19 protein-coding genes are annotated in these 15,590 nt (G+C 65.4%); 13 read left to right on the top strand and 6 right to left on the bottom strand.

Annotated features, from left to right (window positions below; all coding sequences use genetic code 11):
- Positions 1-252: 252 nt before the first annotated feature.
- From rpsJ to G6N43_RS26720, 12 genes are all read left to right on the top strand, one after another.
- Positions 253-558: a 30S ribosomal protein S10 gene (rpsJ, locus tag G6N43_RS26775; RefSeq protein ID WP_003883485.1), complete on the top strand. Its 306-nt coding sequence runs from the start codon at positions 253-255 to the stop codon at positions 556-558.
- A gap of 14 nt (positions 559-572) precedes the next feature.
- Entirely contained in the window at positions 573-1,226 is a 654-nt protein-coding gene (rplC, locus tag G6N43_RS26770; RefSeq protein WP_083156045.1) for a 50S ribosomal protein L3, read from the top strand.
- On the top strand, positions 1,226-1,879 hold the full coding sequence (gene rplD, locus G6N43_RS26765; protein WP_083156043.1) for a 50S ribosomal protein L4: 654 nt from the start codon (positions 1,226-1,228) through the stop codon (positions 1,877-1,879). The genes rplC and rplD overlap by 1 nt, the downstream gene beginning before the upstream one ends.
- On the top strand, positions 1,879-2,181 hold the full coding sequence (gene rplW, locus G6N43_RS26760; protein ID WP_083156041.1) for a 50S ribosomal protein L23: 303 nt from the start codon (positions 1,879-1,881) through the stop codon (positions 2,179-2,181). Before rplD ends, rplW begins: the two co-directional genes overlap by 1 nt.
- Positions 2,182-2,212: 31 nt before the next feature.
- Positions 2,213-3,055: a 50S ribosomal protein L2 gene (rplB, locus tag G6N43_RS26755; RefSeq protein ID WP_083156039.1), complete on the top strand. Its 843-nt coding sequence runs from the start codon at positions 2,213-2,215 to the stop codon at positions 3,053-3,055.
- A gap of 10 nt (positions 3,056-3,065) precedes the next feature.
- Complete coding sequence (gene rpsS / locus G6N43_RS26750; RefSeq protein ID WP_007167837.1) at positions 3,066-3,347, top strand: 30S ribosomal protein S19; 282 nt, start codon at positions 3,066-3,068, stop codon at positions 3,345-3,347.
- Positions 3,347-3,955 (top strand): 50S ribosomal protein L22, encoded by a 609-nt coding sequence (gene rplV, locus G6N43_RS26745; protein WP_083156037.1) that lies wholly within the window; start codon positions 3,347-3,349, stop codon positions 3,953-3,955. Before rpsS ends, rplV begins: the two co-directional genes overlap by 1 nt.
- On the top strand, positions 3,955-4,806 hold the full coding sequence (rpsC, locus tag G6N43_RS26740; protein WP_083156035.1) for a 30S ribosomal protein S3: 852 nt from the start codon (positions 3,955-3,957) through the stop codon (positions 4,804-4,806). Before rplV ends, rpsC begins: the two co-directional genes overlap by 1 nt.
- Before the next feature lie 3 nt (positions 4,807-4,809).
- A complete protein-coding gene (gene rplP, locus G6N43_RS26735) occupies positions 4,810-5,226 on the top strand; it encodes a 50S ribosomal protein L16 (protein WP_006245113.1) in 417 nt (138 codons plus the stop codon).
- A complete protein-coding gene (gene rpmC, locus G6N43_RS26730) occupies positions 5,226-5,459 on the top strand; it encodes a 50S ribosomal protein L29 (protein ID WP_014209141.1) in 234 nt (77 codons plus the stop codon). The genes rplP and rpmC overlap by 1 nt, the downstream gene beginning before the upstream one ends.
- Complete coding sequence (rpsQ, locus tag G6N43_RS26725; protein WP_083156033.1) at positions 5,459-5,773, top strand: 30S ribosomal protein S17; 315 nt, start codon at positions 5,459-5,461, stop codon at positions 5,771-5,773. The genes rpmC and rpsQ overlap by 1 nt, the downstream gene beginning before the upstream one ends.
- 114 nt (positions 5,774-5,887) lie before the next feature.
- Positions 5,888-7,843, top strand: coding sequence for a hypothetical protein (locus tag G6N43_RS26720; protein ID WP_083156031.1), 1,956 nt, complete (start codon positions 5,888-5,890; stop codon positions 7,841-7,843).
- A gap of 18 nt (positions 7,844-7,861) precedes the next feature.
- Here the strand turns inward: G6N43_RS26720 and G6N43_RS26715 are convergent, their stop codons facing one another.
- The 6 genes from G6N43_RS26715 to G6N43_RS26690 all read right to left on the bottom strand — a co-directional run bounded on the left by G6N43_RS26715 (position 7,862) and on the right by G6N43_RS26690 (position 14,848).
- Entirely contained in the window at positions 7,862-9,253 is a 1,392-nt protein-coding gene (locus G6N43_RS26715; RefSeq protein ID WP_083156029.1) for an NAD(P)/FAD-dependent oxidoreductase, read from the bottom strand.
- Between the two features lie 7 nt (positions 9,254-9,260).
- Complete coding sequence (locus tag G6N43_RS26710) at positions 9,261-9,914, bottom strand: undecaprenyl diphosphate synthase family protein (protein ID WP_083156027.1); 654 nt, start codon at positions 9,912-9,914, stop codon at positions 9,261-9,263.
- 190 nt (positions 9,915-10,104) lie between these two features.
- Positions 10,105-11,640: a sugar transferase gene (locus tag G6N43_RS26705; RefSeq protein ID WP_083156025.1), complete on the bottom strand. Its 1,536-nt coding sequence runs from the start codon at positions 11,638-11,640 to the stop codon at positions 10,105-10,107.
- A 152-nt stretch (positions 11,641-11,792) separates the two neighbouring features.
- Positions 11,793-12,503, bottom strand: coding sequence for a GAF domain-containing protein (locus tag G6N43_RS26700; RefSeq protein ID WP_234810221.1), 711 nt, complete (start codon positions 12,501-12,503; stop codon positions 11,793-11,795).
- 97 nt (positions 12,504-12,600) lie between these two features.
- Positions 12,601-14,106, bottom strand: coding sequence for a glucose-6-phosphate dehydrogenase (gene zwf, locus G6N43_RS26695; protein WP_083156023.1), 1,506 nt, complete (start codon positions 14,104-14,106; stop codon positions 12,601-12,603).
- A 40-nt stretch (positions 14,107-14,146) separates the two neighbouring features.
- The gene (locus G6N43_RS26690) at positions 14,147-14,848 is read right to left on the bottom strand and encodes a TetR/AcrR family transcriptional regulator (protein WP_083156021.1); all 702 of its coding nucleotides are present in this window, start codon (positions 14,846-14,848) and stop codon (positions 14,147-14,149) included.
- 55 nt (positions 14,849-14,903) lie between these two features.
- Here G6N43_RS26690 and G6N43_RS26685 point away from each other — a divergent pair, with 55 nt between their 5' ends.
- A complete protein-coding gene (locus G6N43_RS26685; RefSeq protein WP_083156146.1) occupies positions 14,904-15,587 on the top strand; it encodes a DUF2306 domain-containing protein in 684 nt (227 codons plus the stop codon).
- Positions 15,588-15,590 lie beyond the last annotated feature (3 nt).

Here is a 15,590-nt window from a genome sequence, read left to right as displayed (position 1 = left end):
CGGCACCCCTTCGGGACTGTCTGGCATGGGGCATACGACCGGCGCCCGAACGGGCGCGTCCGGTCCCCACCTCGAGCGTGACGGATTTCCGACGCGGGCGAGTGTGCGTGAGGGCGACACACCCGAGCGCGGGGGTCGGTGAACCACAGACAGGTAAACAGCGGCGGCTAGGGCTGCGCGACCGGGTTGGTCCTGGAGCGCGGCTACAGACCAGGCCCAGGACGGGCCCGTTAGTAGTGAGGTAGGAGAAGCGTGGCGGGACAGAAGATCCGCATCAGGCTGAAGGCCTACGACCATGAGGCGATCGACGCCTCGGCGCGCAAGATCGTCGAGACGGTCACCCGGACGGGCGCCAGTGTGGTCGGCCCGGTGCCGCTGCCGACCGAGAAGAACGTGTATTGCGTCATCCGCTCCCCGCACAAGTACAAGGACTCGCGGGAGCACTTCGAGATGCGTACGCACAAGCGGCTGATCGACATCCTCGACCCGACGCCGAAGACCGTTGACGCTCTCATGCGCATCGATCTGCCGGCCAGTGTCGACGTCAACATCCAGTAGGAGACCACGGATTCATGGCTAGAAAAGGAATTCTGGGCACCAAGCTGGGCATGACGCAGGTGTTCGACGAGAACAACCGGGTCGTGCCGGTGACGGTCGTCAAGGCCGGCCCCAACGTCGTCACCCGCATCCGCACGCCCGAGCGCGACGGCTACTCGGCCGTGCAGCTCGCGTACGGCGAGATCAGCCCACGCAAGGTGAACAAGCCGGTGACGGGCCAGTATGCGGCCGCCGGTGTGAACCCGCGCCGCCACCTCGCCGAGCTGCGGCTCGACGACGAGGCCGCCGCCGCTGAGTACGAGCTCGGTCAGGAGCTGACCGCCGAGATCTTCTCCGACGGCACCTATGTCGACGTGACGGGGACCTCGAAGGGTAAGGGCTTCGCGGGCACCATGAAGCGGCACGGCTTCCGGGGTCAGGGCGCCAGCCACGGTGCCCAGGCGGTGCACCGCCGCCCGGGTTCGATCGGTGGCTGCGCGACGCCGGGCCGCGTGTTCAAGGGCACCCGCATGTCGGGTCGCATGGGTAACGACCGCGTGACGACGCAGAACCTGTTGGTGCACAAGGTCGATGCCGAGAACGGCGTGCTGTTGATCAAGGGCGCCATCCCCGGCCGCAACGGCGGACTGGTGATGGTCCGCAGCGCAATCAAGCGAGGCGAGAAGTAATGGCTCTAAAGATTGATGTCCACACCCCGGCGGGTAAGAAGGACGGCTCCGTGGAGCTGCCCGCCGAGCTGTTCGACGTCGAGGCGAACATTGCGCTGATGCATCAGGTCGTCGAGGCGCAGTTGGCGGCCAAGCGTCAGGGCACGCATGCGACCAAAACCCGCGGCGACGTCCGTGGTGGCGGCAAGAAGCCGTACCGGCAGAAGGGCACCGGCCGCGCCCGTCAGGGTTCGACGCGTGCACCGCAGTTCACCGGCGGTGGCACCGTGCACGGTCCCCAGCCGCGCGACTACAGCCAGCGGACCCCGAAGAAGATGATCGCCGCCGCGCTGCGCGGTGCGCTCTCGGACCGGGCGCGCAACGGCCGTATCCACGCGGTGACCGAGCTCGTCGAGGGTCAGACCCCGTCGACCAAGAGCGCCAAGGCGTTCCTGGGCACGCTGACCCAGAACAAGCAGGTGCTGATCGTGATCGGCCGCGCCGATGAGACGGGCGCCAAGAGTGTTCGCAACCTCCCCGGCGTGCACGTGCTCTCCCCGGATCAGTTGAACACCTACGACGTGCTCAAGGCCGACGACGTGGTGTTCAGCGTGGAGGCGCTGGATGCCTACATCTCAGCTCACACGAGGAAGGATGAGGAGGTGTCGGCCTGATGGCGACCGTCACTGACCCACGCGACATCATCTTGGCGCCGGTGATCTCCGAGAAGTCCTACGGGCTCATCGAAGACAACGTGTACACGTTCGTCGTTCACCCCGACTCGAACAAGACCGAGATCAAGATCGCGATCGAGAAGATCTTCAAGGTCAAGGTCGACTCGGTGAACACGCTGAACCGGCAGGGCAAGCGCAAGCGCACCCGCGCCGGCTACGGCAAGCGCAAGAACACCAAGCGCGCGATCGTCACGCTGGCCGAGGGCAGCAAGCCGATCGACCTGTTCGGAGCACCGGCGTAAGCCCGGGGAACCTAGAGAGATTTAGAGAAACATGGGAATTCGCAAGTACAAGCCGACGACCCCGGGTCGTCGCGGTGCCAGCGTCTCCGATTTCGCCGAGATCACTCGCGACCATCCGGAGAAGTCGCTGGTTCGCCCGCTGCACGGCAAGGGCGGCCGCAACGCGCACGGTCGAATCACCACGCGGCACAAGGGCGGCGGGCACAAGCGCGCCTACCGTGTGATCGACTTCCGTCGCAACGACAAGGACGGCGTCAACGCCAAGGTCGCGCACATCGAGTACGACCCGAACCGCACCGCGAACATCGCACTGCTGCATTTCCTGGACGGCGAGAAGCGCTACATCATTGCGCCGCAGGGACTCTCGCAGGGTGACATCGTCGAGTCGGGCGCCAACGCCGACATCAAGCCGGGCAACAACCTGCCGCTGCGCAACATCCCGGCGGGCACGCTGATCCACGCGGTGGAGCTGCGGCCCGGCGGCGGTGCCAAGCTGGCCCGTTCGGCCGGCTCGAGCATCCAGCTGCTGGGTAAGGAAGGCACCTACGCCTCGCTGCGTATGCCGTCCGGTGAGATCCGTCGCGTCGACGTGCGCTGCCGCGCCACCGTCGGCGAGGTCGGCAACGCCGAGCAGGCGAACATCAACTGGGGCAAGGCAGGCCGGATGCGGTGGAAGGGCAAGCGCCCGACCGTCCGTGGTGTCGTGATGAACCCGGTCGACCACCCGCATGGCGGCGGCGAGGGCAAGACCTCCGGTGGCCGTCACCCGGTCAGCCCGTGGGGTAAGCCCGAAGGCCGTACCCGCAAGGCGAACAAGCCGAGCGACAAACTCATCGTCCGACGCCGGCGCACCGGCAAGAAGCATCACCGGTAGGAGCCAGTAAATGCCTCGCAGCCTCAAGAAGGGTCCGTTCGTCGACGACCATCTGCTCAAGAAGGTCGACGCACAGAACGAGAAGAACACCAAGCAGGTCATCAAGACCTGGTCGCGTCGATCGACGATCATCCCCGACTTCATCGGGCACACCTTCGCGGTGCATGACGGCCGCAAGCATGTCCCGGTGTTCGTCACCGAGGCGATGGTCGGGCACAAGCTCGGCGAGTTCGCACCGACCCGCACGTTCAAGGGTCACATCAAGGACGACCGGAAGGCCAAGCGCCGGTAATGAGTACAACGACTGAATACCCGTCTGCGGTCGCGAAGGCGCGCTTCGTGCGCATCTCGCCGACCAAGGCGCGCCGGGTCATCGACCTGGTGCGCGGCAAGTCGGTGACCGAAGCACTGGACATCCTGCGGTGGGCGCCGCAGGCCGCCAGCGAGCCGGTCGCCAAGGTCATCGCCAGCGCCGCGGCCAATGCGCAGAACAACGAGGGTCTGGATCCGTCCACCCTCGTGGTCGCCACCGTCTACGCAGACGAGGGTCCGACCGCCAAGCGCATCCGTCCGCGCGCGCAGGGCCGTGCCTTCCGGATTCGCAAGCGCACCAGCCACATCACCGTGATCGTGGAGAGCAGGCCGACCCGCGACGGTGAGCGCGGGCAGTCCGCCAGCACTGCGCGTTCGCGTCGTGCGCAGGCCAGCAAGGCCGCGGCCGCGAAGAAGGCTCCGGCCAAGGCAGCCGCTGAGACGGCCGAGACGCAGACCGTGACTGTCGAGACGGCGCCGGCCGAGAAGGCCGCCGCGAAGAAGGCTCCGGCCAAGAAAGCCGCTGCGAAGGCGGACGCCGACACGACCAAAGAAGCTTCTGGCGAAGCGAAGGAGGGCTCAGAGTAGTGGGCCAGAAAATCAATCCCCACGGCTTCCGGCTCGGTATCACCACCGACTGGAAGTCCCGGTGGTATGCCGACAAGCAGTACAAGGACTACGTCAAGGAAGACGTGGCGATCCGTCGTCTGCTTGCCACCGGTCTCGAGCGCGCCGGCATCGCCGACGTGGAGATCGAGCGCACCCGTGACCGCGTCCGTGTGGACATCCACACCGCGCGTCCTGGCATCGTGATCGGTCGCCGCGGCACCGAGGCCGACCGCATCCGCGCCGACCTGGAGAAGCTGACCGGCAAGCAGGTCCAGCTGAACATCCTCGAGGTGAAGAACCCTGAGTCGCAGGCGCAGTTGGTGGCCCAGGGCGTTGCCGAGCAGTTGAGCAACCGTGTCGCGTTCCGTCGCGCCATGCGTAAGGCCATCCAGTCCGCGATGCGCCAGCCCAACGTCAAGGGCATCCGGGTGCAGTGCTCGGGCCGCCTCGGCGGCGCCGAGATGAGCCGCTCGGAGTTCTACCGCGAGGGTCGCGTGCCGCTGCACACGCTGCGCGCCGACATCGACTACGGGCTCTATGAGGCCAAGACGACCTTCGGCCGCATCGGCGTGAAGGTCTGGATCTACAAGGGCGACATCGTCGGTGGCAAGCGTGAGCTCACCGCCGCGGTGCCCGCGGGTGCGGAGCGTCCGCGTCGCGAGCGTCCGTCGGGCACCCGCCCGCGTCGCAGCGGCGCATCGGGCACCACCGCGACGAGCACCGAGGCCGGCCGTGCCGCCTCCGGCGGCGAAGCCGCACCCACCGCCACCGAGGAAGCCCCGGCAGCTGCCGAGCAGGCCGCCGCAACGGAAACCCCATCGGAGAGCTGAACCATGCTTATTCCCCGCAAGGTCAAGCACCGCAAGCAACACCACCCGCGGCAGCGCGGCATCGCCAGCGGCGGTACCTCGGTGAGCTTCGGTGACTATGGCATCCAGGCACTGGAGCACGCCTACATCACCAACCGGCAGATCGAGTCCGCTCGTATCGCCATCAACCGGCACATCAAGCGTGGCGGCAAGGTGTGGATCAACATCTTCCCCGACCGCCCGCTGACCAAGAAGCCGGCCGAAACCCGCATGGGTTCCGGTAAGGGTTCGCCGGAGTGGTGGGTGGCCAATGTCAAGCCGGGTCGCGTGCTCTTCGAGCTCAGCTACCCCGACGAGAAGACCGCGCGCGAGGCACTGACCCGCGCGATCCACAAGCTGCCGATCAAGGCACGCATCGTTACCCGAGAGGAGCACTTCTGATGGCTGTGGGAGTGACGCCGGGCGAACTGCGCGAGCTGACCGACGACGAGTTGAAGGACAAGCTGCGCGAGTCCAAGGAAGAGTTGTTCAACCTTCGCTTCCAGATGGCGACGGGACAGCTGGCAAACAACCGCCGGCTTCGCACGGTGCGCCAGGAAATCGCACGCGTGTATACGGTGCTGCGTGAACGTGAATTGGGTCTGGCATCCGGGCCCGCAGGTGAGGAAGCGTAATGGCTGAGACCAAAGATCAGGCAAAGGGTAAGGGCCCCAAGCACACTCCTCGCGCCGAAAAGCCGCGCGGCCGTCGCAAGACCGCCATCGGCTACGTCGTGAGCGACAAGATGCAGAAGACCATCGTCGTCGAGCTGGAGGATCGTAAGAGCCATCCGCTCTACGGCAAGATCATCCGGACCACCAAGAAGGTGAAGGCGCACGACGAGAACGGCGACGCCGGTATCGGCGACCGCGTCTCGCTGATGGAGACGCGGCCGCTGTCGGCGACCAAGCGTTGGCGTCTGGTCGAGATCCTCGAAAAGGCGAAATAGGCCGGACCGCAAGAGGAAAGCCCCCGCACACACGGCGTGTCGGGGGCTTTTCGTCTATTCGGGCGGCGTGGACCCTGTTTGTCGATCGGGTCCCGTGGCTATACCTTCGGCCATATGGCGGCTGCCCTGGCACGTGCTCTGAAAAAGGCGGCGCTCGTTACGGCGAGCGTCGCGGTAATTGCCGTCTTGACCGTCAATTTCGGTTCACCGCAGGTGAATGCGACTCCTGGCGATGGCGGCGAGGTGGCGGACGCACCGACGCTCAGCCTGACGTCACTCGGTGTCGACGGTGACATCTCGCTGTACGGGGTGCAGGGCACCCAGACCATCACCGTCCCGGTTCCGAAAGGGTTGGCGCCTGGCGCGTTGACCGCCGACGTCGAGCTGCCGCCGTATGTCCGGGGCGGAACCCTCACGGTCACCCAGGAGGGTCGAGAACTGTCACGGATCGAGCTGCTGGTGGCGGAGAGCACACCACTCTCGATTCCGCTGACGGGTGCCCGCGTCGCCGACGGCACCGTCACGTTCACGGTGCGCAGCCGGCTGTTGCCCGAAGAGGGTGACTGCCTCTTCGACCCGACGGCTCCGCTTCAACTCGCTGATGCCGCAATCGACTACACCGGCAAAGAGGTGGCACCCGCCCGGGTTGCCGACTTCCTTCCGCCGGTGCTGGAGAAGCTGACGATCTTCACCCCGGACAAGCCCACAGCCGCCGAATCCGACGCTGCGGTGGAGCTGACCACTGCTGTCGTCAGTCGGTACGGCGCACAGAACACCGACATCGACATCGCACCGTTGGGGGATGACCGTCCGGTGCCGCCGTCGGCACCGCTGGAACGCAATGTCGTCATTCGTGAGGGGTCGGATGCCGCGCTTACGTTGCAGGGTCGCGGCGGGGGAGTCCCCGCGCTGCAGATCAGCGGCCCGTCGAACGAGCTCGCCAACCAGGCGAGGTTGCTAAGCAGCGGGCTGTCCCAGCTGGCGCTGTCCGCCAAAGTGGTTGCTGGTCCGATCAACTCATCTCCTGCCGAACCGGTGAAGCAGGTCAACCTCCGTGATCTCGGTCAACCGGAGCTGAGTGCGACGGCGTTCGAGCCGCAGGTGGTCGTCGGGCTGGACCAGACCCGGATCGGACACCCCGTGCGCGACATGCGGGTGCACCTGAAGGGTTCGTACACACCACTGCCATCCACCGTCGGTGGGCAGGTGGTGGTGTCGATCGGTGACCGTCAGATTGACCGGTGGGCCGCCGACTCGAGCGGTGCGATCGACCGATCGGTTGACCTGCCGCAGTCCGAATTACGACGTAACACAAAGCTTTCCGTCGCCGTCGATATTGCGGGCAACACCGGACAGTGTGGTGAGTTCCAGCCGGTGACACTGACCATCGACGGCGACACCACCGTCGACAGCAGCGTCGCCGATCCCCCCGATCCGCTTGGATTCCAGTCGGTTCCCCAGGCGCTGATGCCGACCGTGCAGGTTGGCGTGGAACCCGAGTCCTTCGACGACACTGCCCGTGCGGTGTCGATCATGGCGGGGCTGCAACGGCTCAGCGGCGCGCGTCTCGACACCGAGGTGGTGCCGCTCTCGACAGCCATCGACAGCGCTTCACCCGCCGTGCTCATCTCGGCCGACGGCTGGAACGCCGACAAAGTGGTTCCGCCCGTGCGTAGTTCGACCGACGGGGTCGTTGAGGTTCAGCGCATCGGTGGCGGAAGTCCGGCCAAGCTCACCCTCGATCCGGCCACGCCGTTCGCGTCGCTTCAAGTCGGACACAGCGGCGACCGAACCGTCCTCTTCGCCACGTCGGAGGATGCGCCGGACCAACTCGATTCGCTCCTCGACTGGCTCGACGGCGATGCGCATCGGTGGGCGACGCTGGACGGAACGGCGGTGATCTCACTGCCCGGCAGCGATCCCGTCAGCATCGATATACAGGCCGCGGCACCACCGGACACCGCCGACGACAGCGGCTTCAACCCGATCTGGTGGATCACCGCCGGCGTCGGTGTGATCATCGGGGCGAGCGTCATCGCGCTGGCCGTCCACCGACGGCGGCACGGCTGAGTCAGGCCGCCGAAGCTTTCATGCCCGTGTCAACCCCGCTTCGTGATAGCTGCGATCCGTGTTCACCCGCCACGGATCGACTTTGGCGCCGAAGTACTTTGCCACACTCTGCATCGCGCTGAGCATCGCGTGGTCCTGGTTGTCGTAGTGGTGCATGCCATTGCGGCCGATGGGATGCAGCGTGGGATGGCGCAGGCGCAGATAATCCCGAATCCGGGCGACGTCCCGCTCCCGCCCAGCGTCGTTGATCGGGTAGGCGAACTGTGAGCGGACGATCATCACATGCTCGAGCGTTGTGTCATCGACGCCGAGCTCACGGAGGTCTTCCTGAACGATGGCGCCAAGGCTCTCATCGCTCGCGACGGCCAGATCGTCGTCCGGCAGAGTGAAGTACTCAAGCCCGAGGTGAGTGCCCTTCCAGCCCTCGGGTGCGAGTGCGCTCGACCATCGACCGTAATTCTGGATTCGGCCGACGCGAAAGTTCTTGCCCGGGGTATACACCCAGTTGTACGGGATGTCGTAGTGCTTATCCAACGCGACTGCGACGGTGATCAGGCAGCGGTGTCGCAGCGTCGCGGCGATCTCCCGAATATGTTTGGGCGGTTGCGGTTCCAGGGCCTCGATGAGCAGCCGCAACGGCATGGTCGAGAACACCGCATCCCCGGACGCCGTCTCACCGTTCTGCAGCTCCACCGTCCACGTTCTGCCGTCAAGCCGAATACTGGTGACGGTCGAGTTCAGGGACGGGACTATGCCGTAGCCCGCCAGCGCCGCCGCGGCCGCCTCCCAGAGCTGTCCCGGCCCGCGCCGCGGGTACAGGAAGACATCGGGGCCCGCGGGATCGGGCTTACCGGTCCGGCGCCAGTTGATCGGTTTGATGCGTTGATTCGCCCAGTCGCTCGCCAGTTGGTCGGGTTCGGTCAGCCATGTCTTCCGGACGTAGCCGTCGAAGAAGAGCTCGTACCAGTAGCGGCCGAATTGCCTTACGCCCCAATCTCGGAACGTTTCCGAGTGATCGCTGATCCCGTACCGCAGTCTGGACCAGCAGAAACTTCCCAGACCGCGCATTCCACGCCGAAAGCCCATCTGCCGCAAGAGGTCATGACCGACGAGTGGATACCGGACCGGCTGGCCCTCCACCAGCATGGCGGAGCTTCGGTGCACGGAGATCCATTCCTCGGCCGGCAGCAGCGATCGCCACAGCGCGGCGACCTCCTCGCTCTTGGTGAAGAAGCGATGGCCGCCCGGATCGACGCGCCAGTCGCCGTCGGTCGGTGTGCGCGCCAGACCGCCGACGGATCCCGAAGACTCGAAGATGCGCGGTGTGACGCCGTTCTTCACCAGCTCCAGTGCTGCGGTGAGCCCCGCGGGGCCCGCGCCGATGATCAACGGATTCCGTGTCGACTCCATGGCTGTCCTACCGCCCCCGGAGCTTGGGGAAGCGCCGATAGGCGGCGATGAGGTCGTCGATGTCCTGCTCGGTCAGGTCGTTGAGCGGGGTCGGCAGGAAGACCAGCTGGGCGTATTGGCTCTGCAGTGGCAGGAAGCCGCTGAGTAGTTGCTCCGGCGTGGTCCTGATGATCAGGTCGATGTTGCCGATCTCCAGCGCGGCAGTGATGTCACACCCTTCGCGCCGCGCGCGCTCGTGTGCTGCGCGCAGCTCGTCAGACGCGTCGTATGCGGACAGGATGTTGATGTGGAAGTCGCTGCCGGTCATCGCGGCTTCCAGATCCTCTGCAGCCGCAACATATTTGTGGGGCAAAAGATCGCGATTCCCGTGCAACCGCACCCGGCAGGCGGCCGGGTCGAAATGGTCGGGGAGCAGCGTGGTGAGAAAGTGCAACGAGGCCGCATACACCGCGTCGAGCTCGGCCTTCTGCCGCCCGAGATTCGCCTGACTCAAGTTGTAGACGGACACGGTCCGCACACCGTTTCCCTGCAGTGCCAGCAGGATCTCGGTGACCTTCTCGGCGCCCCTGAGATAAGCGTCGTCCAGCGTGGCGTCGTTGGACTTTGCCCAACGCCGCAACCCGTCCGGAATCAATCCGACGTGAGCTGGATCGGAATTCACTGGTCCCCCCTACAAACCCGTTAACGCCCCCCAACGACCAAGTTGTATATAGAAATGTAACCCGACTTATCGTCATCGCGAAATTAAATGCAATAAGTTCGCCGGCCATACCACAGGGAATGTGACCTGGGGTAATGATGTGAATGCAGTGCCGTTGTCACCCAGTTGCCGAGCCGGACGACGGCAGCGATCAGTCCTCGGCGGATCGCAGCACTGCCAGGACCGTGAGTACCAAGATCTTGAAGTCCAGCAGCAGCGACCAGTTGTCGATGTAGTAGTTGTCCCATTCGGCTCGGTCGGCGATCGAGGTCTGGCCCCGCAGGCCGTGGACCTGAGCCCAGCCCGTCATACCGGCCTTAACCCGATGGCGCTGGCCGTAGCGGCGCACATGCATCTCGAACAGCTCGACGAATTCCGGACGCTCGGGACGGGGGCCGACCAGACTCATCTGCCCGCGCAGGACGTTGAACAACTGAGGTAGCTCATCCAGCGAGAACTTGCGCATCATCCTGCCGATCCAGGTGCGCCGATCCTCGCCCTCCACGCCGCCGGGCGCCACCCCGGTCTGCGGTGTGAACGAATCCGCGGCCTTATCCGGCTCGCGCATGGTGCGGAACTTGAGACAGGGAAAGACCTTGCCGTCGCGCCCGATCCGCTCCTGGCTGAAGAAGACCGGCCCTGGCGAACTGAGCTTGACCGCGAGCGCGAGCCCGATGAGTAGCGGTGAGATGAGCACCAGTCCCAGCAGGGCAGCAGCCCGGTCGAAGGCATGTTTGACGGCGAACTGCCATCCCCTCGGATTGACTCGGGTCAACACCATCAACGGCACGCCGCCCAGATGCTCGATCCGGGTGCCGACACCGACCGCGTCCATCAGTCGCGGCACCACCCGAACGCGGACTCCGAGTTCCTGTGCCAGCTGGGCCGTCCGCGCCAACTGTTCGTCCGGGAGGGATGACGGAGCGATGATCAGCTCCTCGGCGCGAGTCTTACGCACAGCGCTCTCGAGATTGCCGGTGGTGCCCAGGTAGGGCACGTCGAACGTATCCGTGTCGGACGGCCGCGTATCGTCCAGCAGCCCGGCTGGCCACAGGCCGTAGTCCCGCACGTGACGCATTCTGTTGATGAGTTGATGGGCGACCGGGCCGGACCCCACGACCAGCGCCGGCCTCCCGACGCGGAACGTCCGCATCAACCAACGGTTCACCAACGATCTGGCCAGACGGATAGCGGGGATGAGAATCGCCGCACACACCCAGATCCGCAATACCAGCTCGCTGGGACGGACGGCGGGTGTGACAATCTCCCCGACCTCCATGCGAGGAACAAGCAGCACCATGGCCGTCAACGTTGCCAGGGCGGAAATCGCAATCGATGTCTCCACCGGTTCGAACTCGTCGAGAAACCCGTGGTTCAGCTTCTGCCGGTACAGCGACCGCGTCGACAGGACGACGAGGACGATCGGCACGAAGAGCCAGGAGATCAAGCCGATGTTGTTCTCGTCTTCGAGCCCGCCGGGAAAGGAGAGATGAGCCAGCGTCACCGCGACGATGGCCATCAGCGCGTCGAGCCCCACGGTGATCACCGAGTATCCCGGGTCGCGGCGCAAGACCTCGACCCACCGTGGCGAGGGTGGGACCGCGGATGGAACGGGCACGGACCGAAGGCGCGGAGTAGTCGGTCGGCTACTTGGCGACTCGGTCATGACCTTCGCATCTAGCTGCATTTGTGCACTTTCCGGCAGTTTTGGCAAAGCGATCCTAGGGTGTTTTGTCACTCAGGGGAACGAAATGTGACGCATGTCAGCGAGTCGATGATTTCGAGCCGCCAGTGGGCGATGGCTTCCGGGTTAACTGCGACGGAATCCGTGGTTACTGTCTAAGCGGTTGTGTGCCCGAAGAGTCGTTCAGCGGCGACTTGCGCCAAGTCGCTCAGGATTTGAATGTGGCCGGTGCCCCATTGCCGCGGTTTGTCGTCGTATACACAGAGCGTGCCGATGGCGTGGCCGCCACGACTCATCAGAGGGATGCCGAGGTATGCCGCGACGGCGCCGCTGCGCACCACCGGGTGCTTCATGAAAACCGCGTCACTTCGGGCGTCTTCGAGCACCAGAGGATTGCCGTCGGCCACCGTGTACTTATCGATGGATTGGTCCAACGGTATGGACCGATCCGCGGGGCTGGACATATTGGCCATGCCGAGGGTGCTCAAGAAGTATTGCCGGTCGGCAGCTATCAAGGTCAGTGCCGCCAACCGAACGTCCAACGCGTCGGCGGCGGCTCGGGTGATCCGGTCGAAAGCCTCGTCCCGAGGGCTGTCGAGCAACCCGGTGGCATCAAGGGCGTGGAGCCGATCTGGGTCGGAGATGACGGTTTCCACGTCCGGCATCGAGTCGGTATGAAACACACCGGATTCGGAAAGATGATCGACCAGTACCTTGAGATGTATGGCCTCGGTCCGTCGTACGTCGGCGACCATCTGTGATGCCACCGCGCGCGCGACATAGGTGTTGACGTCCTCGCCGGCGTTGCGCGCGCACTCTTCGAGCTTGCGATTCAACCACTCGTCGAACCGCTGGATGCTGGGCACGTAAGCGACGTTATCGACAAACCCACGAGTTTGTATGCAAGTTGCGCTCAGCGGTGAAAGGTGGACGTCGGCGAGTCGGTATCGGTAGTCGGTATGGCTAGTCGCCGTTCTTCTTCTCGCGCCACGCCCGCTCGAACGGCAGCCGCCACGCGTTGGGGGCGATCAGCTGGTGAATGGCGTTGGGGCCCCACGTTCCCTGCGGATACGGCTTGGCCGGCGGCGGATCGGCGAGCAGTTGCTCCGAGCGCTCCCACAGCGACTCGATGCCCTCGGCCGTGGTGAAGAGCGTGTGATCGCCGCGCATCGCATCGAGGATCAGGCGCTCGTAGGCCTCGAGCACGTCGCCGACGGTGTCGATCTCCTGCGTCGAGAACTGCATCGACAACTTGTCGAGCTTCATGCCCGGCCCGGGACGCTTGCCGTAGAACGACAGCGACACCTTGGAGTTGTCGGCCAGGTCGAAGGTCAGGTGGTCGGGTCCCTGTGAGCCGACACCGGATCCCGGCGGAAACATCGACCGCGGCGCTTCCTTGAACGCGATCGAGATGATCCGCATGCCCTCGGCCAACCGCTTACCCGTGCGCAGGTAGATCGGAACGCCGGCCCACCGCCAGTTGTCGATGCCGACCTTCATGGCGATGAAGGTCTCGGTATCGGAATCCTTTGCCACACCTTCCAATTCGCGGTATCCGGTGAACTGTCCGCGCACCACGTCGGAAGGCTTGACCGGCAGCATCGACCGGAACACCTTGTTCTTCTCTTCGCTTATCGCGCGCGGCTCCAACGCTGTCGGCGGCTCCATCACGACGAACGCCATCACCTGGAAGAGATGGGTGACGACCATGTCCTTGTACGCGCCGGTGCTCTCGTAGAAGTTGGCGCGCTGGTCCAGGCCCAGAGTCTCGGGGATGTCGATCTGGATGTGATCGATGAAGTTGCGGTTCCAGATTGGCTCGAACAGACCGTTGGCGAAGCGGAAGGCCAGGATGTTCTGGGCCGCCTCCTTGCCAAGGAAGTGGTCGATACGGAAGACCTGGCTTTCGTCGAACGTCTCGTGCACGAAGTTGTTCAGCTCGACAGCGCTGGCCAGATCGGTCCCGAACGGCTTTTCCATGACCACCCGGGAGCGGTCCACGAGGTTGGCGTCCTTGAGCATCGTGATCACCGCGCGGGCTGCTTTTGGCGGTACCGAAAGGTAGTGCAGCCGACGCACGTCGGGGCCCAGCTTGGCTTCCGCAGCGGCGACGGCGGCCGCCAGCCCGTCGGCTCCCGCACTCTGCGGCACGTAGGTGACGGTCTCGGCGAAGCGTGCCCACTGTTGACCACTGAGCTTGTGGGTACCGAAATCGTCGATGGCTTCCTTGGCGATCTCGAGGAAGTCCTCGGTGGAGATGTCCTCCAGTGACGTGGCGACGATCTCGATATGCGGTGCCAGCTCGGACTGATCCAGATAGGCGAGGCCGGGAATCAGCTTGCGCCGGGCCAGATCACCCGTGGCGCCGAACAGGACCACCACGTGCGGATCGACTGCGTAGTCGTCGTCACGGCGGGGACGCGAGTCGGGGTGCGGATAGGAGATGGTCTGCGGTTTGCTTGTCGCCACCCTCGGCATACTCCCACTGGCGCTGCTTTCCCGCATGGCCTCACGAGTTGCTGCGCACCCGGGTCGCCACGCCGTCGAGAAGTTGTCGCAGTCCGGAGTGGAAGTCCGCCAGGTGATCGCCGTCGGCGCCGTCGAACGCGCCGGCCTCCAGTGCCGACGCCAGCGCGGGGAATCGGTTGGCGTCGACGACCCGCCGCAGCAGGGCGGGGTAGTCGGGGCCAGCCACCTCGGCCGCCTCGATGCTGAGCGCGGCCGCCCCGCGAACGAAATGCAGCACCGCCATCACCGCCGCGAGCTTGTCGCGTTCGGACAGCCCCGTAGGACCGAGGGCGGCCAGCCCGGCATCGAGCCAGGCCACCTGACCGGGGTCCGCGGGCGGGCCGGCCGCAGCGGCCGACAGGATCCAGGGGTGCCGGTGGTAGAGGTCCCACAGTCCGTCGGCCCAATCCGTAAGGGCGCCACGCCAATCCGCGGGTTCGGAGGGTGCGGGCGGAGGGCTCGGCGCCGTGGACAGCATGAAGGTCAGCAACTCGTCCTTGTTGGCGACGTGCCGGTACAGCGACATGGTGCCGCAGCCGAGCCGATCGGCCAGCCGTGCCATCGACAGCCCACCGAGACCGTGTGCGTCGGCCAGTTCGACCGCCGCGGCGACGATGCGCTCGCGGCTCAGCCCTGCAGAGCGTTTCGGCGCGCTCGGGTCGTGCCACAAGATCTCGAGCGCGCGGGGGAGGGGATCGCTCATTTGTCGCCAGCATAACGATTGCAGGCGGTTTGCGTATGGCGTACGCTCCATGCGTATGACATACGCAACGGGGCCGCGTGCGGGGTTCTTGGCGCCGGTGCTCGCCGTTATCGTGACCGCGTTCCTGCTGTTCTCGTTGCCGCCGTACTTCACCGGCGGGACCAGGGTGCCTGCGACGTTCGCGTGGCACTATCCACTGCTCGTCGCCCACGTGATGCTGGGCAGCGTCGCCATGACCTCGGCCGTCGCGCAGATCTGGCCGCGGCTTCGCACCCGCCATCCCGCACTGCACCGCCGCACCGGACGCGTGTACGTCGCCGCAGCGATCCCCGCCGCGGCGTCGGCGATGGTGATCGGAGCCGCCACCCCGTTCGGCCCGCTGCTCGCGGTCAGCAACGTGTTCTTGGGCGCGGTGTGGCTGTGGTTCACGATCAACGGGTTCGTCGCGGCGCGGCACCGGCGCTTCGCCGAGCACCGCAGGCATATGGTCCGCAGCGCGACGGTCGCACTGTCCACGATCACCAACCGGATCTGGACGCCCGTACTGTTCATTTCGCTGCAGCCGTTGCAGGACACCATCTTTGACGGCCACGAGGAGCACTACCTGTGGTTCGTGGCGGGACTGGGGGCGTGGCTCGGGTGGACGATTCCGCTTGCCACCGCGCAGTGGTGGCTGACCAGGAAGCCCGCCGCGCCGCCGTCGTCGAATTCTCAGTCTGAACTCATATCGCCGGGGTAATCT

The sequence above is a fragment of the Mycolicibacterium moriokaense genome (assembly GCF_010726085.1).
Classification (GTDB): Bacteria; Actinomycetota; Actinomycetes; order Mycobacteriales; family Mycobacteriaceae; genus Mycobacterium; species Mycobacterium moriokaense.
This window is presented reverse-complemented; position numbering and strand designations above follow the sequence as displayed.